This is a genomic window from Treponema paraluiscuniculi Cuniculi A (assembly GCF_000217655.1).
Classification (GTDB): Bacteria; Spirochaetota; Spirochaetia; order Treponematales; family Treponemataceae; genus Treponema; species Treponema pallidum.
Genome location: NC_015714.1, coordinates 411,549 through 426,674 on the forward strand (window position 1 = coordinate 411,549; position 15,126 = coordinate 426,674).

Here is a 15,126-nt window from a genome sequence, read left to right on the forward strand (position 1 = left end):
CAGCATGCGGCACGCGGTGTAGGGGAATGGGAGGGGAATGATGAATATAGAGCTTGCACCTTCAGGCGAAGAGTTTACCCTAAGTCCAACGGTCATAAAGGTCATCGGTGCCGGTGGTGGTGGGTCAAACGCGGTAAATAGGATGATGAGCTGCGGTTTGCAGTGCGTCGAGTTTATTGCAGCAAATACAGATGTGCAGGCGTTGAGCTATTCTACCGCGCCTAAAAAGCTTGCCATTGGCACCAAGGTGACAAGGGGGTTGGGTGCAGGCGGTGATCCTGAGATTGGCGAGAAGGCTGCAATGGAAGATGCTGAAGCCATTGCAAGTGCGTTGCAGGGCGCGAACATGGTGTTCATCACCGCAGGGATGGGAGGAGGTACGGGAACAGGTGCTGCCCCAGTTATTGCAAAGATTGCACGGGAACTTGGTGCTTTGACAGTTGCCGTAGTCACGAAGCCGTTTCGCTTTGAAGGCAGAGCAAAGATGATGCTCGCTGAGCGAGGGATCGAAAAATTGCGCACGCACTCGGACACCGTGATTGTGATCCCTAATCAGAATTTACTCAGTGTGGTAGATAAGCGCTGCCCGATTAAAGAGACGTATCTGGTTGCAGATGATCTGCTGCGCAAGTCGGTGCAAAGTATTTCTGATTTAATTACCCTTCCTGGAGAAGTGAATTTAGATTTCATGGATGTAAAAAACACCATGGAAGGGCAGGGGTACGCGCTTATCGGTGTGGGAGAGGGAGAAGGGGAAAACCGCGCAGTAGATGCGGCAACCGCTGCAATTAATAATCCGCTTTTGGAAGAGACGCGGATAGAAGGTGCTACCAGACTGCTGGTTGCGGTACGTGGCTCAGAAAACTTGAGCATGGGAGAAGTCGATGGCGTGATGTCTGTGGTTGCAAAGACCATTGATCCGGATGCGATTATCATCCATGGCACGTCCATCGACGCGAGTATGCAGGATAGGGTGAGGGTTACGGTTATCGCAACGGGTGTACCGCAAGCGAGTATTTCGATAGCGGGAGATACGCACAGTTCTCAAAAGATAAAAACATCATCGTACGGTGCGGTGAGTACCGGTGTGTATATTAGTTCTGACGAATGGAACAGAGCCAAAAGCTCTAAACAGCCAAACTTACCTGGTCTGGCTACACGTAATAGCGCTGTTCAAGAAACGCGTATGGAAAAGAACGGAGTGAAGGGCCACACGTTTGGCGTTCCGCTCCCCTCGGTAAATGAAGATTTGGATGAACCGACCTTTTTGAGAAATAGGAACAAGGGTCTGTGAAAGACGTCGATATCCGTGTGCAATCCTTTTACGCGTACTTAATTTCGGCAGAGGCGCACGCGCTTTTGACCGCGCAGACGTACGTGACTACGTTGATGCTTTTTCAGAAAAGCCTTGATCCGCCGTGTAACATTGAAAGCGCCAATGCGCACGATTGTGTACGTTTTATCGAAAAGCGGAGTGCTGCGGGTGTCTCAGGCAAAACGATTGCGAAGGACATGGCGGCGCTGCACGCGTTCTATCAGTTTCTCATTTTGGAGCAGGTGCGTCCTGATAACCCAATGCAAGACGTTGATGCACCGCGTCGTGCGTATTCACTGCCGCGCGTGCTGTCTCCCGAACAGGTCAACACTTTTCTGCAATCCATTCCACTGTGCACACCAGGTGGCGTGCGTGATCGCGCGCTCTTTGAACTTATTTATGCTGCAGGTTTGCGGGTCAGTGAGGCAGTTTCTCTTTCCCTTTCTGACATTTTTTTTGCAGAACGTCTGCTAAAAGTGACAGGTAAGGGGAACAGAGAGCGTATGGCTCCCTTTGGAGAACAGGCGTGTTACTTTCTCATGCAGTATATACGTGAGGCGCGTGTTCGTTTTACGAGCGCGAAGCATCCGGAGAATAGTGAAAAAAAAGGAGCTGTCTTTTTAAACAGGCAGGGGGGTCGTCTGAGTCGTAAAGGTATATGGAAGCGCCTGCAGGATATTGAAATCCGCTCAGGGGTGGAGACGCACGTTCATACGTTTCGCCATTCATATGCGACGCATTTGCTTGCAGGCGGTGTCGATTTACATTCGGTTCAGTGTCTGCTCGGCCATGCAGATATTGCAACTACCCAGGTGTACACACACGTGGAAAATGGACAGCTCGAAGCGTGTCACCGCGCGTGTTTTTCTTCAGAAGGTCTTCGTGATGAAAACTAGGCGGTGTGCGTCATATGTGGGCGGTGCACTGTGCGCGGCGTTCTTTTTTTTTCATTCCTGTAAGGAGCGTCGCACCGTGCAACGTGTTCAGGATTTAGAGAAAGGAGTGCCCCATCCAACCTCTATTGAAGAACTGCGGAGGGCAGTAAAGCTGCACGAACAGCGCCTCGAGCGTTTGCACGCAGTGCAGGATCAGGTGGGTGTTTGGTACAAGATGCTCGCGTTGCGCTACTTCGATCGTAAGATGTATACGCACGCGCTTGATGCGTTTACCCAGGCCATTACCTTTGCTCCCGAAAATAAGCATCTTTTTTTTTACCAGGCGTTGTGTGCCGCATATGCGGCTAAGTACGTCGCTCCTATTGATCCTGAGAAGAAAATGCAGCAGCAAGCTGCTTATCGCGCGTTAGCAGTCTCTGCGTATGTGCGTGCGCTCTCGTTGGACGCGCAGTATTCCCACGCGTTGTACGGTCTTTCTGTATTGTATGTATTTGAACTGAATCAGCCACAGAACGCGGTTCCTCATTTGCAAAAGCTCCTTGAATTGAAAGAAAATACAGAAGCAGCTTTGTTCGTTCTTGCGCGCGCATACTACACACTTGGACGATATGCTCAGGCAATAGAGTGTTACGATCGCATCCTTGTCCAAAGCAGTGACTCCCATCAGAGAGATCGTGCGCGACAGAATAAAGAATTAGTCACGAATGTATCGCAGCGTGCTACGCGTGGGGACCGTGGATGAACACGGATACTGTACTCACTGAAACGCACAAGATTGCTCTTGCGCTCTCTTACTGTCACTTTTTAAAAGGTAGGGAGCGGTTGCGCGTTTCAAAAGCTGTAGGTTCTTTTCAGGAGCTTACTGCATGGAAGGTGCGTGATTTTGAGCGTGTTGTAGAAAGGCACATACGCACTGCGGGTGCGCAACTTTCTGCGTTGCCTCACCTCGTTCGGCACGGTATACAAACCATGCGGTGTTATCAGATAAAAATGGTGTTCAAAGACGATGATGCGTTTCCCTCCTGGTTAAGAGAAATAAGTGATGTACCGTTTGTGCTGTTCTATCGGGGCACTTTGCCGTGTGCAACCCAACCTATTGTGGGGATGGTTGGCACACGTACTCCAACCGGTGAAGGAGTTCGGAACAGTTTGGCCTTTTCCAAGGCGTGTGCTGAATCGGGCATTGCCGTTGTTTCAGGACTTGCACGTGGAATAGACGGATTTTGTCACAAAGGAGCATTAGCAGGTGGTGGGTACACCCTCGCAGTACTTGCCTGTGGTGTAGACCAGTTATATCCACGCTCAAATAGCGCGCTTGCTGCACGGATTATAGAAACCGGAGGATGCATTCTGAGTGAATATGCGCCATCTGAGCATGTGATGCGCTATCGTTTTCCTGAACGCAATAGGCTCATTTCAGGTTTGGCACGATCGCTCGTTGTTATGGAAGCACCAAAGAAGTCAGGCGCGTTGATTACCGCATTGTGTGCCTTGGAACAGGGACGTGATGTGTACGTGTATGAACCCTTGCTTGAAAGTCTTCAAAATGAGGGAGGAAGACTTCTGCATGCAGAAGGTGCACGCGCGCTGACGTGCGTGCAGGATATGTTTGACGATTGGGAATACGCATGTACGGGTCGGACGTAGGACAGTTTCGGTAAGCATAGGGGGCGGAAAACATGGAAGTGCGTGGGCTACAACCGAAAAGGCAGAAGACATTTGCGCGGAAGCATTTGGTTATTGTGGAATCTCCTGCGAAGGCGCAGACCATCGAAAAATATCTGGGAACGCAGTACGTGGTGCGAGCGTCCATGGGCCACGTTATTGACTTGCCAAAGTCTCGTTTAGCTATTGATATTGAGCACGATTTCCAGCCTGAGTACATTACAGTTCGTGGTCGTGCGCAGTGTTTAAAAGAGTTGCGCACCCTATCTAAGCAGTCGCTGCAAGTGTTTCTTGCCAGCGATCGTGACCGAGAGGGGGAGGCGATTGCGTACCACCTTGCACAGTCTATCCAGGCGTATTGTGATACGCCGATCAAAAGGATCGTGTTTAATGAAATTACACCGCACGCGATTAGGGCGGCAATTGGCCATCCGGTTCCAATAGATACCGCAAAGGTCAATGCACAAAAGGCACGGCGCGTACTGGACCGTTTGGTAGGATACCACCTGTGTCCGCTCCTGTGGCATAAGGTGAAAAACGGGTTGTCTGCAGGACGTGTGCAGTCGGTTGCACTTCGTCTTATCTGCGAACGAGAAGTTGAAGTAGAGCGCTTTGTTCCAGAAGAATACTGGACGGTTGAAGGAACGTTTGAAAAGGATAAAAAGTCATTTTCTGCACTACTAATACTGATTCAAGGGAAAAAGGCTGTATTCAAAAGCAAACAGGAGGCTACAAGCGCTATCGGTCTTTTTTCTCAGAGTGAGGCACGAGTTTCTCAAATACGCAGTTTCGAAAAAAATGTTCGACCGAAGCAGCCCTTTACTACCTCTACGTTGCAGCAATGCGCTGCCAATAGGCTCGGGTTTACCTCGCGTAAAACGATGCAGGTTGCGCAGCAGCTCTATGAAGGCGTATCTCTTGGTACCCACCGCGTGGGGCTCATTACATATATGCGTACAGATTCGGTGCGCGTTTCTGAAGCTGCTGTAAAGGAAGTGCGCGCGTGGATAGCAACGCATTTTTCTGACGCACTGCCGGGTACTCCCAATCGGTACGCTGCAAAGGGAAAGTCTCAGGACGCGCATGAGGCGATTCGACCAACATATGTTGCTCACACTCCTGAGCGGATTAAAGCGCACCTTACGCGTGATCAAATACGTCTGTACACGTTGATTTGGGAGCGTTTTGTTGCAAGTCAGATGACAGATGCAAGAGTGCGCAGTTTGACGTTTGAAATTACCGCTGGCCCGGCGGTTTTCAGTGCAACTGAAACGCAGGTTATTGAACAGGGATTCTACCGTGTACTGAAAATGTTATCCCCCAAAGATCTCTCTAAAGCTGTACTTCCCCCTACGAAGGAAGGTGAGGTAGTTGCACTACATAACGTGCAGTCCGTACAGCACTTTACGCAGGGTCCTGTTCGGTACACGGATGCAAGTATCGTAAAAATGTTGGAGGAAAAGGGAATTGGGCGCCCTTCAACGTATGCACCGACTATTTCAGTACTGCTGGATCGCTATTATGTAACTCGTATTCAAAAACAGCTAATGCCGACCCCATTGGGAAAGGTCATTAGTGATCTTCTCACCACCTATTTTCATGATGTTGTTGATGTAAGTTTTACCGCGCGCATGGAAAGTAAACTCGATGAGGTGGAGGAAGATAAAATCAAGTGGAATTGTGTCATTGCGGATTTCTATCCTGCTTTCAGCGAAAAGGTTTCAACGGTGATGAAAGATCTTAACAGCATGCGCGGTGTGTTCGATGAGAAAACAGATGTGGTGTGTAGTCAGTGTGGTGATACGATGGTGAAAAAACTGGGCAGGTTTGGATTTTTCCTTGCATGCGGAAAGTTTCCTGAGTGTAGAAATACTCAGCCTGTCCCTCTTGCAAAGTGTCCGCGTCCTGCGTGCGATGGGAATATCGTGGGGAAAAAAACAAGGGGAAGAAAGGAATTCTATGGCTGCACGCGTTTCCCTGTCTGCGATTTTGTCACTCACTTTAAACCGACCTCTGCAGTGTGTCCTCAGTGTCGATGCTTTTTGGTTGAAAAATCAAATCGCAGAGTCGGCACATATACTGCGTGTGTGAACCCTGAGTGTCGGTATGTATCTCCTACTCGAAAAAATCTTTCTCTGGGAAAGGAAGCTGTCTTGGATGGTAGCCACAGGGGGGCACAGGATAAAGGAGCGGTGCAACATTATGAGTAATGAGCAGTTTACCCAGTATCTTGAATATCTTTTTCGGGTACGCAGGCTGTCTGCGCATACGGTTTCTGCCTATGCGCGCGACTTGAATCTTTTTGAACGCTGGTTGCAACACGCGCAGAGAGAGCGCGCGCGCGTAACAGTTTCTGATATGCGTCTGTTTGTGTGTGAGTTAGGAAGACGGGGACTTTCCGCAGCGAGTATTAACCGAGTTTTGTCCGTGGTGCGAGGTTTTTATGTGTTTGCTAAAAAAAAACATTGGTGCGCGGACAATCCTGCACGCTTAGTGAAGAATATAAAAGGTCCTTCAAAGTTGCCTCGTTTTATGTTTCCACCGCAAGCAAAGGCGTTTTACACCTTACCAAGTCGTACGGATATTTTGTGGCAGGAACGGGATGCAGCACTTTTTGCGATGTTGTATTCAACAGGATGCCGCGTTTCAGAGATAGCGGCGCTCTCATTGAAAGATGTGCATCCGCATCTTAGTTCTGCGATTGTGCGGGGAAAGGGTGATCGGGAGCGGACCGTGTTTATTGCTCCGTTTGCGCAGAATTTTTTGCACGTGTATATGCAGGCGCGTGCGCAGCGATGTGCGCGCTACGCCTCTTGCACACCCGCGCTGTTTGTGAATCAGCGGGGTCGGTCGCTTTCTGTGCGCGGAATACAGTACCTTGTTAGTCGGTACGTGCTTTTGGCCCAGGACGTGCACGCGCTGTCTCCCCACGCGTTTCGGCACAGTTTTGCTTCGACGTTGATCCGTCGGGGGGCTGATGTGCGCGTTGCGCAAGAGTTGTTAGGACATGCGAGTGTGTCTACCACCCAGCGATATGTGCATGTGACTTCAGAGCAACTGCAGGACTTGTATCACCGTGCGCATCCGCGTGGATAGGGGGTAGGAACGGAGCGTCCAAACGATGCGGGGAAGCGAGCTGCAGAGAATGTACACCAGTGCGAAGTGCTTTTTTCTGAGACTTTTTTGAAGAAGACTTTCTTAAGCTCGCTTTTTTTTGGTCGACAATGGGTCGGGGGTAGTCGGGTGAATAGTTTTACCAGAACGGTGGATCTTTTGCATCGTGCTTTGGATGTCAACGCGTTGCGCTATGAAGTGACGGCGAATAATCTTGCGAACGCAGAGGTTCCAGGGTTCAAGCGGACGGACGTAAACTTTGAAGCAGAGCTCAAGCGTGCTCTGGATTCTCAAAGAAATGAGACAAGTTTTTTCAAGCAGGCAACTGCGGGGACGAATATGTTGTCCAGTGATGTTATCGACTACCGCTCGGTGCGTCCGCGCCGCGTGTTAGACTATTTGACGGATGTGAAGGCGAACGGAAACAATGTGGATGCTGAGCAAGAAGCCATGCATGTTCTCAAGATCCAGATGCACTATCAGATGTTGAGTCAGATGGTAGGGTTCCAGTATCGTCAGGTTGAGTCCGTGTTACGTTAAGCGTATGGAGAAGCGTGATGGGTTTGTTTAGTGGTATCAATATTGCCGCGACGGGTATGAGCGCGCAGCGCTTGCGGGCCGATGTGATCTCTGACAACATTGCTAATGCTTCCTCCACGAGGACTCAAGAAGGTGGAGTGTTTCGGAGGAGCAGGGTAGTTTTGGCGCAGAAGAATCCTGGCATTGACTGGCGTATACCTTTTGTGCCCGAGCAGTTGGATCGGGGGGTAGGCACAGGGGTTCGTGTGGTAAGCATAGAAAAGGACAACGCTCCTTCTCGTCTTGTGTACGACCCAACGCACCCTGATGCGATTCTATCAGGGCCGAAGGCTGGGTACGTGGAGTATCCTAACGTGGATATTGTGACAGAGATGGTGGATCTTATTTCTGCCTCTCGCGCGTATGAGGCAAACATATCAGTTATTTCAGGATCAAAAGAAATGTTTCAGCGTGCGTTGGAGATTGCGCGCTAGGTGTGTTGCGCGTACAGTCTGTGAAGATGTCTGTGCTGTGTGAGGGGAGGATACAATGACGCCAGTTGGTACCATTACGAATAGTGCGAATGTATATAAAGTTCCATCTCTGAGGAAGGTGCCTGAAATCGGTCCAGTGTCGGTAGAAAGCGTAAGGCAGCGCATGCAAGGGAATACTGACGCGGTGGATCAGGCAGTGAACAAAAAGGCGATGAGTTTTGAGCAAACGTTGCTGCGCGCTTTTGATCAGGTAAATCAAAAGCAGCAGAAGACTGCTGAGTTGACCGAGCAAATGATAGTAGATCCTGAGTCTGTTGACGTGCATGATGTAACAGTGGCGATGGCGGAGGCTAGTATGTCCTTGAAAATCGCGCAGACTGTCATTGATAAAGTCCTTAAGAGCTGGAACGATGTCACCACTGCTCGGTAAGGTTTACAAGGCCGGGCTGTTCTGCAAAAAGAGTACCGACGGTATATCAGGTGAAAAGAGGGTGGGACGCGCTTAGTGCGCATTGGCTCGTTCTATAGTGAGGGGAGGGGACACGCGTGGGCGAATGGTTGGGGCAGCTCGGAGTCAAACTCAAAACACAGTGGAAGAAGTGGACGCTCGTGCAGAAGTCTGTGCTTGCCGGCGCGGCGCTCGTGTCTGTCATGGGGGTTGTTGTCTTGCTCACGTGGTCGGCGAAGCCGACGCTCGTGCCACTTATCGACACTCCTATCACTGATGAGACGGTGCGGGAAAAGATTATCCTGCGCCTTAACGAAGAGAATGTGCGTGCAACCGTCTCAAGCGTTGGGTTGATTTCTGTCTCGGATGAGAAGACAGCGCGTCGTATGCGCAGCATCTTAATTCGCGAAGATTTGATCCCAAAAAATGTGGACCCGTGGGCCATATTCGATGTCGAGCGATGGACGCGTACTGACTTTGAGCGCAGGGTGGACGTGCGGCGTGCAATTAATAATACCGTTACCAATCATATCAAAGCGCTCGACGACATCGATGATGCCCATGTAGTAATAAACGTGCCTGAGGATGCGCTTTTTCAGGCAGACCAGAAACCTATTACTGCGAGCGTTGTCATTTTCCCTAAACCGTCGAGCACGATCGCCTCAGAAAGAAAAAAAATAGAAGGCATTCAGAAACTATTAAAGCTTGCAGTTCCTGGACTGAAGGATGAAAACATCACGATTGTAGATAGTGATGCTACCGTCCTAAATGATTTTGAAGGGTTCAAGGACGCTGATCGGCTGAGTCTCATTGAAAAGCAACAGAAAATGATTGCGAAGCTGGAATCCCAGTATGAGGCAAAAGTGCTGGCTCTCTTGCAAAAGACGTACGGTAAAGACCGGGTGCGCGACTTAAATATCAAAATTGAAATGGATCTTTCTGAAAAGACGTCGCAGACTACCAAGTATCTGCCTACAGAAATCCGTCAGGACAATCCGGATACCCCGTGGGATGATTCTCAGGTTGTGCCCTCTGTCACTTCGATATCTGAAACGGCAACCACTACGTGGCAGGGTACGGGGCTTAACCCTGAAGGACCGCCGGGAGTTGAGGGTCAAACACCTCCTGCATACAAAGACATGAGCAACCAGGTGGGACTTTCTAACCAGTCGGTCGTTAAGAAGCAAGAGGCGATTAGCAAGAGTGAGATCAACGAAGTAGTGAGCCCGGTGCTCGGCCGCAGGACGGTGTCGGTCAATATCGATGGAGAATGGCGCAAAAAGAGAGACGAGCACGGAAGATTCATTGTGAAGGAAGGACACATTGAACGTGAGTATATCCCCATCTCTGCTGAGGAGCTGCGGGAGGCAACGAAGGCAGTGCAGGATGCAATCGGCTTTGATGCGGGGCGTAAGGATTCGGTAAGTGTTTTAAATATCAAATTTGACCGGACGTCAGAATTTGATAGAGAAGATGAGCATTACCTGCGCGTCCAGCAGAGGAACATGATCATCTTATACTCCCTTGCCAGTGTGGCAATCGTTTTATTTATCTTCATGGTATACAAGGTTATCAGCAAAGAGGTGGAGCGTCGCCGTCGTCTGCGGGAAGAGGAGCTTTTAAGGCAGCAGCAACTGATGAGGGAGCGTGCCCTGTGGGAGGCTGAACAGGCGGGGATGAATGTTTCCATGTCGGTGGAAGAGCGTAAGCGGCTTGAATTGCAAGAGAATGTGTTGAATATGGCGCGGGAGCATCCGGAAGATGTTGCGTTGCTTGTGAGAACGTGGTTGATGGAGGAGTAGTACTATGGCCGTTACATCCGTGAAGGATAAGCTCGCCACGGGAGAAAAAAAGCAACGGGATATCAAGTCTCTCAATGGTCGGCAAAAGGCAGCGATATTTCTAGTTTCTATTGGGGAGGAAATATCCGCTAAGGTCATGGGAGAACTTAAGGAAGACGAGATTGAAAAGTTGGTGTTTGAAATAGCGCGTACAGAGTCAGTTGATGCAGAACTCAAGGATGCAGTTTTAGAAGAATTCCAGGAACTGATGACCGCACAAAACTTTATCACCTCAGGAGGTATCGATTACGCGCGGGGATTGTTGGAGAAGTCGTTGGGAAGTCAAAAAGCAATCGAGATTATAAATCGGCTGACAAGCTCCTTGCAGGTGCGTCCCTTTGACTTTATTCGCAGAACTGATCCCACACACCTGTTAAATTTTATTCAGCAAGAGCATCCGCAGACAATTGCGCTTATTTTGGCGTACCTTGAGCCAAATAAAGCTTCTGTTATTTTGCAGAACCTCCCTGATGAGATTCAGAGTGATGTGGCTCGGCGCATAGCCACGATGGATCGGACGTCCCCTGATGTGTTGCGCGAGGTTGAACGAGTACTTGAGAAAAAATTGTCAACGCTTTCTAGCGAGGATTATACGGCCGCAGGAGGTGTCGAGAACATCGTGGACATCTTGAATTTGGTCGATCGTTCTTCTGAAAAATCTATTGTTGAAGCATTGGAAGATGAAGATCCAGATCTTGCAGAGGAAATTAAAAAACGTATGTTCGTGTTTGAGGATATTGTAATGCTCGACGATCGGGCCATTCAAAAGGTGCTGCGGGAGGTGAATATGGAAGAACTCGCAAAGGCACTCAAGGTTGTCGACACTGAAGTACAAGATAAAATTTTTAGGAATATGTCGAAGCGGGCAGGGAGTATGCTGAAGGAAGAAATGGAATACATGGGGCCGACCCGTTTGAAAGATGTGGAGGAAGCCCAGCAGAAGGTTGTTTCTATCATCAGACACCTTGAAGATAGTGGTGACATTGTCATCGCGCGTTCAGAAGAAGACGAGATGATTGTGTAAATGTTGTTCCTGATAAGCGATATGGGGTTCGAAAGGAAGCAGACAGTATGCCAAAGATGATATTTCGGAACCATGAAGTGAAGAATCTTGATCAGTTCTTGCTGCTTGATCTGAGCAGGTCTTTTGGTGTCGAGCCTCAGATTGAGGAGGTGCAAAGCGAACCTGTGTGTCCAGTTCCTGATATGCGTGAAGTGCAAGAGGAAGTTGAGCTGTTTCGAAAAAGTTGGGAAGAAGAGCAGGTGCAGCTGCGCGCGCGTGCAGAGCGTGAGGCACAAGATCTAAAGGAGCGTGTAGAGGAGGAAATCACAGCATATCGCGAACAGTGTACGCAGGAGGCGGATCGTATCCTTGCTCAGGCAAAGGAACAGTCTGAGCTACAAATTAGCGAGGCGCAACAGCAAGCTGAACGCATGATTGCTGAGGCAGAGACGTCTCGTCAGAAAATATGTGATCACAGTAAGGCAGAAGGTATTCGTCTTGGCAAGGAAGAAGGGTTTCGTGCGGGACAGGAAGAGGTGCGGTATTTAACTGAGCGTTTGCATAAGATGATCGAAGAAGTGATGGGGCGGCGTCAGGGTATTTTGCGGGAAACCGAAAGACAGATTGTTGATCTGGTGTTGTTGATGACAAGGAAGGTGGTAAAGGTCATTTCTGAAAACCAACGCGCTGTTATCAGCGCAAATGTGGTGCATGCGTTGCGTAAGGTGCGAACGCGCGGAGCGGTGACGCTGCGGGTAAACCTTGCGGATGTGGAGCTCGTTACCCAGCACAAGCAGGAGTTTATCGCTGCAGTGGAGCGTGTGGATGATCTAACGGTAGTGGAGGACACGTCAGTGGGTAGGGGCGGTTGCGTGGTGGAAACGGATTTTGGAGAGATTGACGCGCGGGTTGCAAGTCAGCTCCATGAGCTTGAGCAGCGTGTTTTGGAAGTTGCCCCCATTGTAGTGTCATCAATGCCAGCATCTAAGGGTTCTTGATAGAGAAAGAGGCGTGGGTGTGCGTGTATGGAAGCAGACCTGTTGTGCAAGTATGAGGTGGCGCTCCGCGAGAGTGAGCCGGTAAAGTACGTTGGGCATGTGACAGCAGTGAGGGGTTTATTGATTGAAAGTCGTGGCCCTCACGCGGTAGTTGGTGAATTGTGTCGGGTTGTGTTGCGCCGCCAGGGGCGACCGTTGATAGCAGAGGTAGTAGGACTTGCAGGATCGACGGTAAAACTGATGAGCTACACAGATACGCACGGGGTTGAAGTTGGCTGTGCGGTGGTAGCAGAAGGGGCGGCACTTTCAGTCCCCGTAGGAGATGCTTTACTCGGACGCGTTTTGAACGCGTTTGGGAAGGCAATTGACGGGAAGGGGGAGATATATGCGCCGCTCCGCTCCGAGGTGTTGCGCGCGTCTTCTAATCCTATGGAGCGTCTTCCGATTACGCGTCAAATGGTAACAGGAGTGCGGGTGCTTGATTCGTTGCTGGCAGTTGGTTGCGGACAACGTCTGGGTATTTTTTCCGGTTCGGGGGTTGGGAAGTCGACGCTGATGGGGATGATCGCGCGCAATACAGACGCAGATGTGTCGGTCATTGCCCTTATCGGGGAGCGTGGCCGTGAAGTGATGGATTTTGTTGCGCATGATTTGGGTCCTGAGGGTTTGAAGCGCTCGGTAATAGTTAGTGCGACGTCTGATGAAAGTCCGCTTGCGCGGGTACGAGGTGCGTACACGGCGACAGCGATTGCAGAGTACTTTCGGGATCAAGGCAAACAGGTGCTGCTGCTGTTTGATTCTCTGACGCGCTTTGCAAAAGCTCAGCGTGAGATTGGGTTAGCGTCGGGGGAGCTCCCTGCAACGCGTGGATATACCCCGGGGGTATTCGAAACGTTACCGAAACTGCTTGAGCGTGCAGGTTCTTTTTCCATGGGGAGCGTCACCGCTTTTTATACTGTTTTGGTAGATGGGGACGATCTCGATGAGCCGATATCAGACGCCGTGCGTGGAATTGTAGACGGGCACATTGTACTCAGTCGCGCGCTTGCGCAGCGCAATCACTATCCTGCAATAGACGTGTTGCAAAGCGTTTCTCGCTTGGCGCACCGCGTGCTGGGTGCAGACATGAAAGAGGCAGTGCGCATAGTGCGTCGTGCGCTTGCAGTGTACGCAGAAGTAGAGGATTTGGTACGAGTTGGTGCGTACCAGCAGGGGAGTGATGCAGAACTTGATCGAGCTATTGCGATGCGCGCAGAGATTGAACGGTTCCTAACGCAAGGATCCCAGGAGCGCGTGCGTTTTCAGGATACTGTAACGTCGCTGTCCATGCTGACAGGGCCCAGTATAGCACAGCCGCCTTCAGGTGTGTGAATCTGCAAGAGCAGAGGAGATAGCACGTGTGAAAAGGTTTTGTTTTTCTCTTGAGCGTGTGCGACGCTTGAGAGCGTTTCGTGTACGCGAGCTGGAAGTTGAGTTAAGCAAAGTTCTTGCAGAATACGGAAGCATAGATACACAGATTCGATCGATTGCTGGCGAGTATCGTGCGCGGATGCAGGACGTAGCGCCAAAGCGTGGAGCAGTTTTTTCTGCTGCGTCGGTGAGCGCTGTGCAGGATCAAATTGACGTGTTGCAATTGCGCCGAGAACAGCTGCTCCATAAGCAGGCGCACCTTTCTTTTACTCTTGAGCAATTGCGAGAACGATACGCGCACGCGCGCCGTGCACACGAGGCTTTGCTCATGCTTGAAGAAAAGGAGAAAACACGCTGGCGAGAGCAGCGACTGCGCGCTGAGGACCGAGCGTGTGACGACCTGGTCAGCGCACGCGTACCTGGTGCACCCAGCAAGCATTAACGGCTGGCGCGCTGCGTGCGCGCTCGGGTGTATGAGGAAGGCGGTCCATGTCCGTGGAAGAGTATGAGCGTTTCGTGTGCCGTGCACGCTCGTTCCAAGATGGTGTCTGCCTCATTTCCCGCTTCTTCGTACCCTGCAGAACACAGATCCCCCGTGAACGCAAGGTGTGCAATACGGTATAGGTAACAGCCATACGCAGGGGATGCAAAACAGGTAACGGTAAAACCTGCGCAATTGAGGGAACAGTCTCCCTGTAACAGGGTGCTCTCGTGGGCATTCCAGCACTTTTCCCCGCAAAAGATGTGCGGGGAGTATACGCGCAAAAGCGTGCGCACGCCCGCTTGGGTTGCGTCATCTGTGCGGGTAAGAAAAACAGCCGTCAGGGTGCAGGAATTCTTTTCAATGGTGTGGATCAAGTGAGTGCTCACGTGCCCGGCATCGATTAGGAGCGCTTCGTTTAAGGACAGGTTGCACAGCAGATAACTCGTGCGCTGGGTATGCTGCTCTGCAGGGTGTATGTAAACTTTCATGGCAGGTCGCTCAGGTATATGTGGGCGTGTTCGGTACTAGATCCTTTGAATGTGCAGTGCGTAGTGTGCGAGGGCATAAAGTGCGTGTGTTGCACGGTGCAATTTTCAAAACGCACTGTTGCAAGCGTAGCGTGTAAGAAACGGGTGTGAGAAAGATCGCTCTCCTGAAAAGAAACATCCTGCGCGTGGATACGGTTGAAGTTGTCAGATAAGAGTACTGCATGTGCGAAGCTCACCGTGTGCAGGATGCTCCCCTCAAAAGAGGAGAACTGAATGTCAGCTTCAGTGAAAGAGCTATTGACCAGATAGCAACGCTCAAAAAAACACATACGCATCACTACATTCGCGAACACACATGCATTAAATACGGTATTAAAAAAATTGCAGCCGACGAAATGAAAACCCGAAAAGTCTACGCGGTTCAGGCGCATGCGTGGAGCGTACACGCCGT

At 50.4% G+C, this 15,126-nt stretch carries 16 protein-coding genes; 14 read left to right on the forward strand and 2 right to left on the reverse strand.

Translation table 11 applies throughout. The features are described 5' to 3' along the window. Positions 1–37 precede the first annotated feature (37 nt). From ftsZ to fliJ, 14 genes are all read left to right on the forward strand, one after another. Positions 38–1,294: a cell division protein FtsZ gene (ftsZ, locus tag TPCCA_RS01910; RefSeq protein WP_010881838.1), complete on the forward strand. Its 1,257-nt coding sequence runs from the start codon at positions 38–40 to the stop codon at positions 1,292–1,294. Next, positions 1,291–2,211, forward strand: a complete 921-nt coding sequence (locus TPCCA_RS01915; RefSeq protein WP_013945049.1) for a site-specific tyrosine recombinase — start codon at positions 1,291–1,293, stop codon at positions 2,209–2,211. Before ftsZ ends, TPCCA_RS01915 begins: the two co-directional genes overlap by 4 nt. Continuing rightward, a complete protein-coding gene (locus TPCCA_RS01920) occupies positions 2,201–2,953 on the forward strand; it encodes a tetratricopeptide repeat protein (RefSeq protein WP_042491875.1) in 753 nt (250 codons plus the stop codon). The genes TPCCA_RS01915 and TPCCA_RS01920 overlap by 11 nt, the downstream gene beginning before the upstream one ends. After that, positions 2,950–3,858, forward strand: a complete 909-nt coding sequence (gene dprA / locus TPCCA_RS01925) for a DNA-processing protein DprA (protein ID WP_013945051.1) — start codon at positions 2,950–2,952, stop codon at positions 3,856–3,858. Before TPCCA_RS01920 ends, dprA begins: the two co-directional genes overlap by 4 nt. A 32-nt stretch (positions 3,859–3,890) precedes the next feature. Then, on the forward strand, positions 3,891–6,086 hold the full coding sequence (gene topA / locus TPCCA_RS01930) for a type I DNA topoisomerase (RefSeq protein ID WP_013945052.1): 2,196 nt from the start codon (positions 3,891–3,893) through the stop codon (positions 6,084–6,086). Further along, positions 6,079–6,972, forward strand: coding sequence for a tyrosine recombinase XerC (locus tag TPCCA_RS01935; protein ID WP_013945053.1), 894 nt, complete (start codon positions 6,079–6,081; stop codon positions 6,970–6,972). The genes topA and TPCCA_RS01935 overlap by 8 nt, the downstream gene beginning before the upstream one ends. Before the next feature lie 147 nt (positions 6,973–7,119). Then, positions 7,120–7,530, forward strand: coding sequence for a flagellar basal body rod protein FlgB (gene flgB, locus TPCCA_RS01940; RefSeq protein ID WP_010881844.1), 411 nt, complete (start codon positions 7,120–7,122; stop codon positions 7,528–7,530). Positions 7,531–7,547: 17 nt separating this feature from the next. Further along, on the forward strand, positions 7,548–8,003 hold the full coding sequence (gene flgC, locus TPCCA_RS01945; RefSeq protein ID WP_013945054.1) for a flagellar basal body rod protein FlgC: 456 nt from the start codon (positions 7,548–7,550) through the stop codon (positions 8,001–8,003). A 55-nt stretch (positions 8,004–8,058) separates the two neighbouring features. Further along, on the forward strand, positions 8,059–8,433 hold the full coding sequence (gene fliE, locus TPCCA_RS01950) for a flagellar hook-basal body complex protein FliE (RefSeq protein WP_013945055.1): 375 nt from the start codon (positions 8,059–8,061) through the stop codon (positions 8,431–8,433). 116 nt (positions 8,434–8,549) lie between these two features. Continuing rightward, positions 8,550–10,253, forward strand: a complete 1,704-nt coding sequence (fliF, locus tag TPCCA_RS01955; protein ID WP_013945056.1) for a flagellar basal-body MS-ring/collar protein FliF — start codon at positions 8,550–8,552, stop codon at positions 10,251–10,253. Between the two features lie 4 nt (positions 10,254–10,257). Continuing rightward, a complete protein-coding gene (gene fliG / locus TPCCA_RS01960) occupies positions 10,258–11,316 on the forward strand; it encodes a flagellar motor switch protein FliG (protein ID WP_013945057.1) in 1,059 nt (352 codons plus the stop codon). A gap of 47 nt (positions 11,317–11,363) precedes the next feature. Continuing rightward, on the forward strand, positions 11,364–12,293 hold the full coding sequence (gene fliH, locus TPCCA_RS01965) for a flagellar assembly protein FliH (protein WP_013945058.1): 930 nt from the start codon (positions 11,364–11,366) through the stop codon (positions 12,291–12,293). Between the two features lie 27 nt (positions 12,294–12,320). Further along, a complete protein-coding gene (gene fliI / locus TPCCA_RS01970) occupies positions 12,321–13,664 on the forward strand; it encodes a flagellar protein export ATPase FliI (RefSeq protein ID WP_013945059.1) in 1,344 nt (447 codons plus the stop codon). 28 nt (positions 13,665–13,692) lie between these two features. Further along, a complete protein-coding gene (gene fliJ, locus TPCCA_RS01975) occupies positions 13,693–14,145 on the forward strand; it encodes a flagellar export protein FliJ (RefSeq protein ID WP_010881851.1) in 453 nt (150 codons plus the stop codon). On the opposite strand, the gene TPCCA_RS01980 is transcribed toward fliJ, so the two are convergent. Both TPCCA_RS01980 and TPCCA_RS01985 read right to left on the reverse strand, forming a co-directional pair. Continuing rightward, positions 14,142–14,675, reverse strand: coding sequence for an MBL fold metallo-hydrolase (locus TPCCA_RS01980; RefSeq protein WP_013945060.1), 534 nt, complete (start codon positions 14,673–14,675; stop codon positions 14,142–14,144). The two genes, fliJ and TPCCA_RS01980, sit on opposite strands and share 4 nt — an antisense overlap. Next, entirely contained in the window at positions 14,672–15,106 is a 435-nt protein-coding gene (locus TPCCA_RS01985) for a pentapeptide repeat-containing protein (protein WP_245522188.1), read from the reverse strand. The genes TPCCA_RS01980 and TPCCA_RS01985 overlap by 4 nt, the downstream gene beginning before the upstream one ends. Between the last annotated feature and the right edge of the window lie 20 nt (positions 15,107–15,126).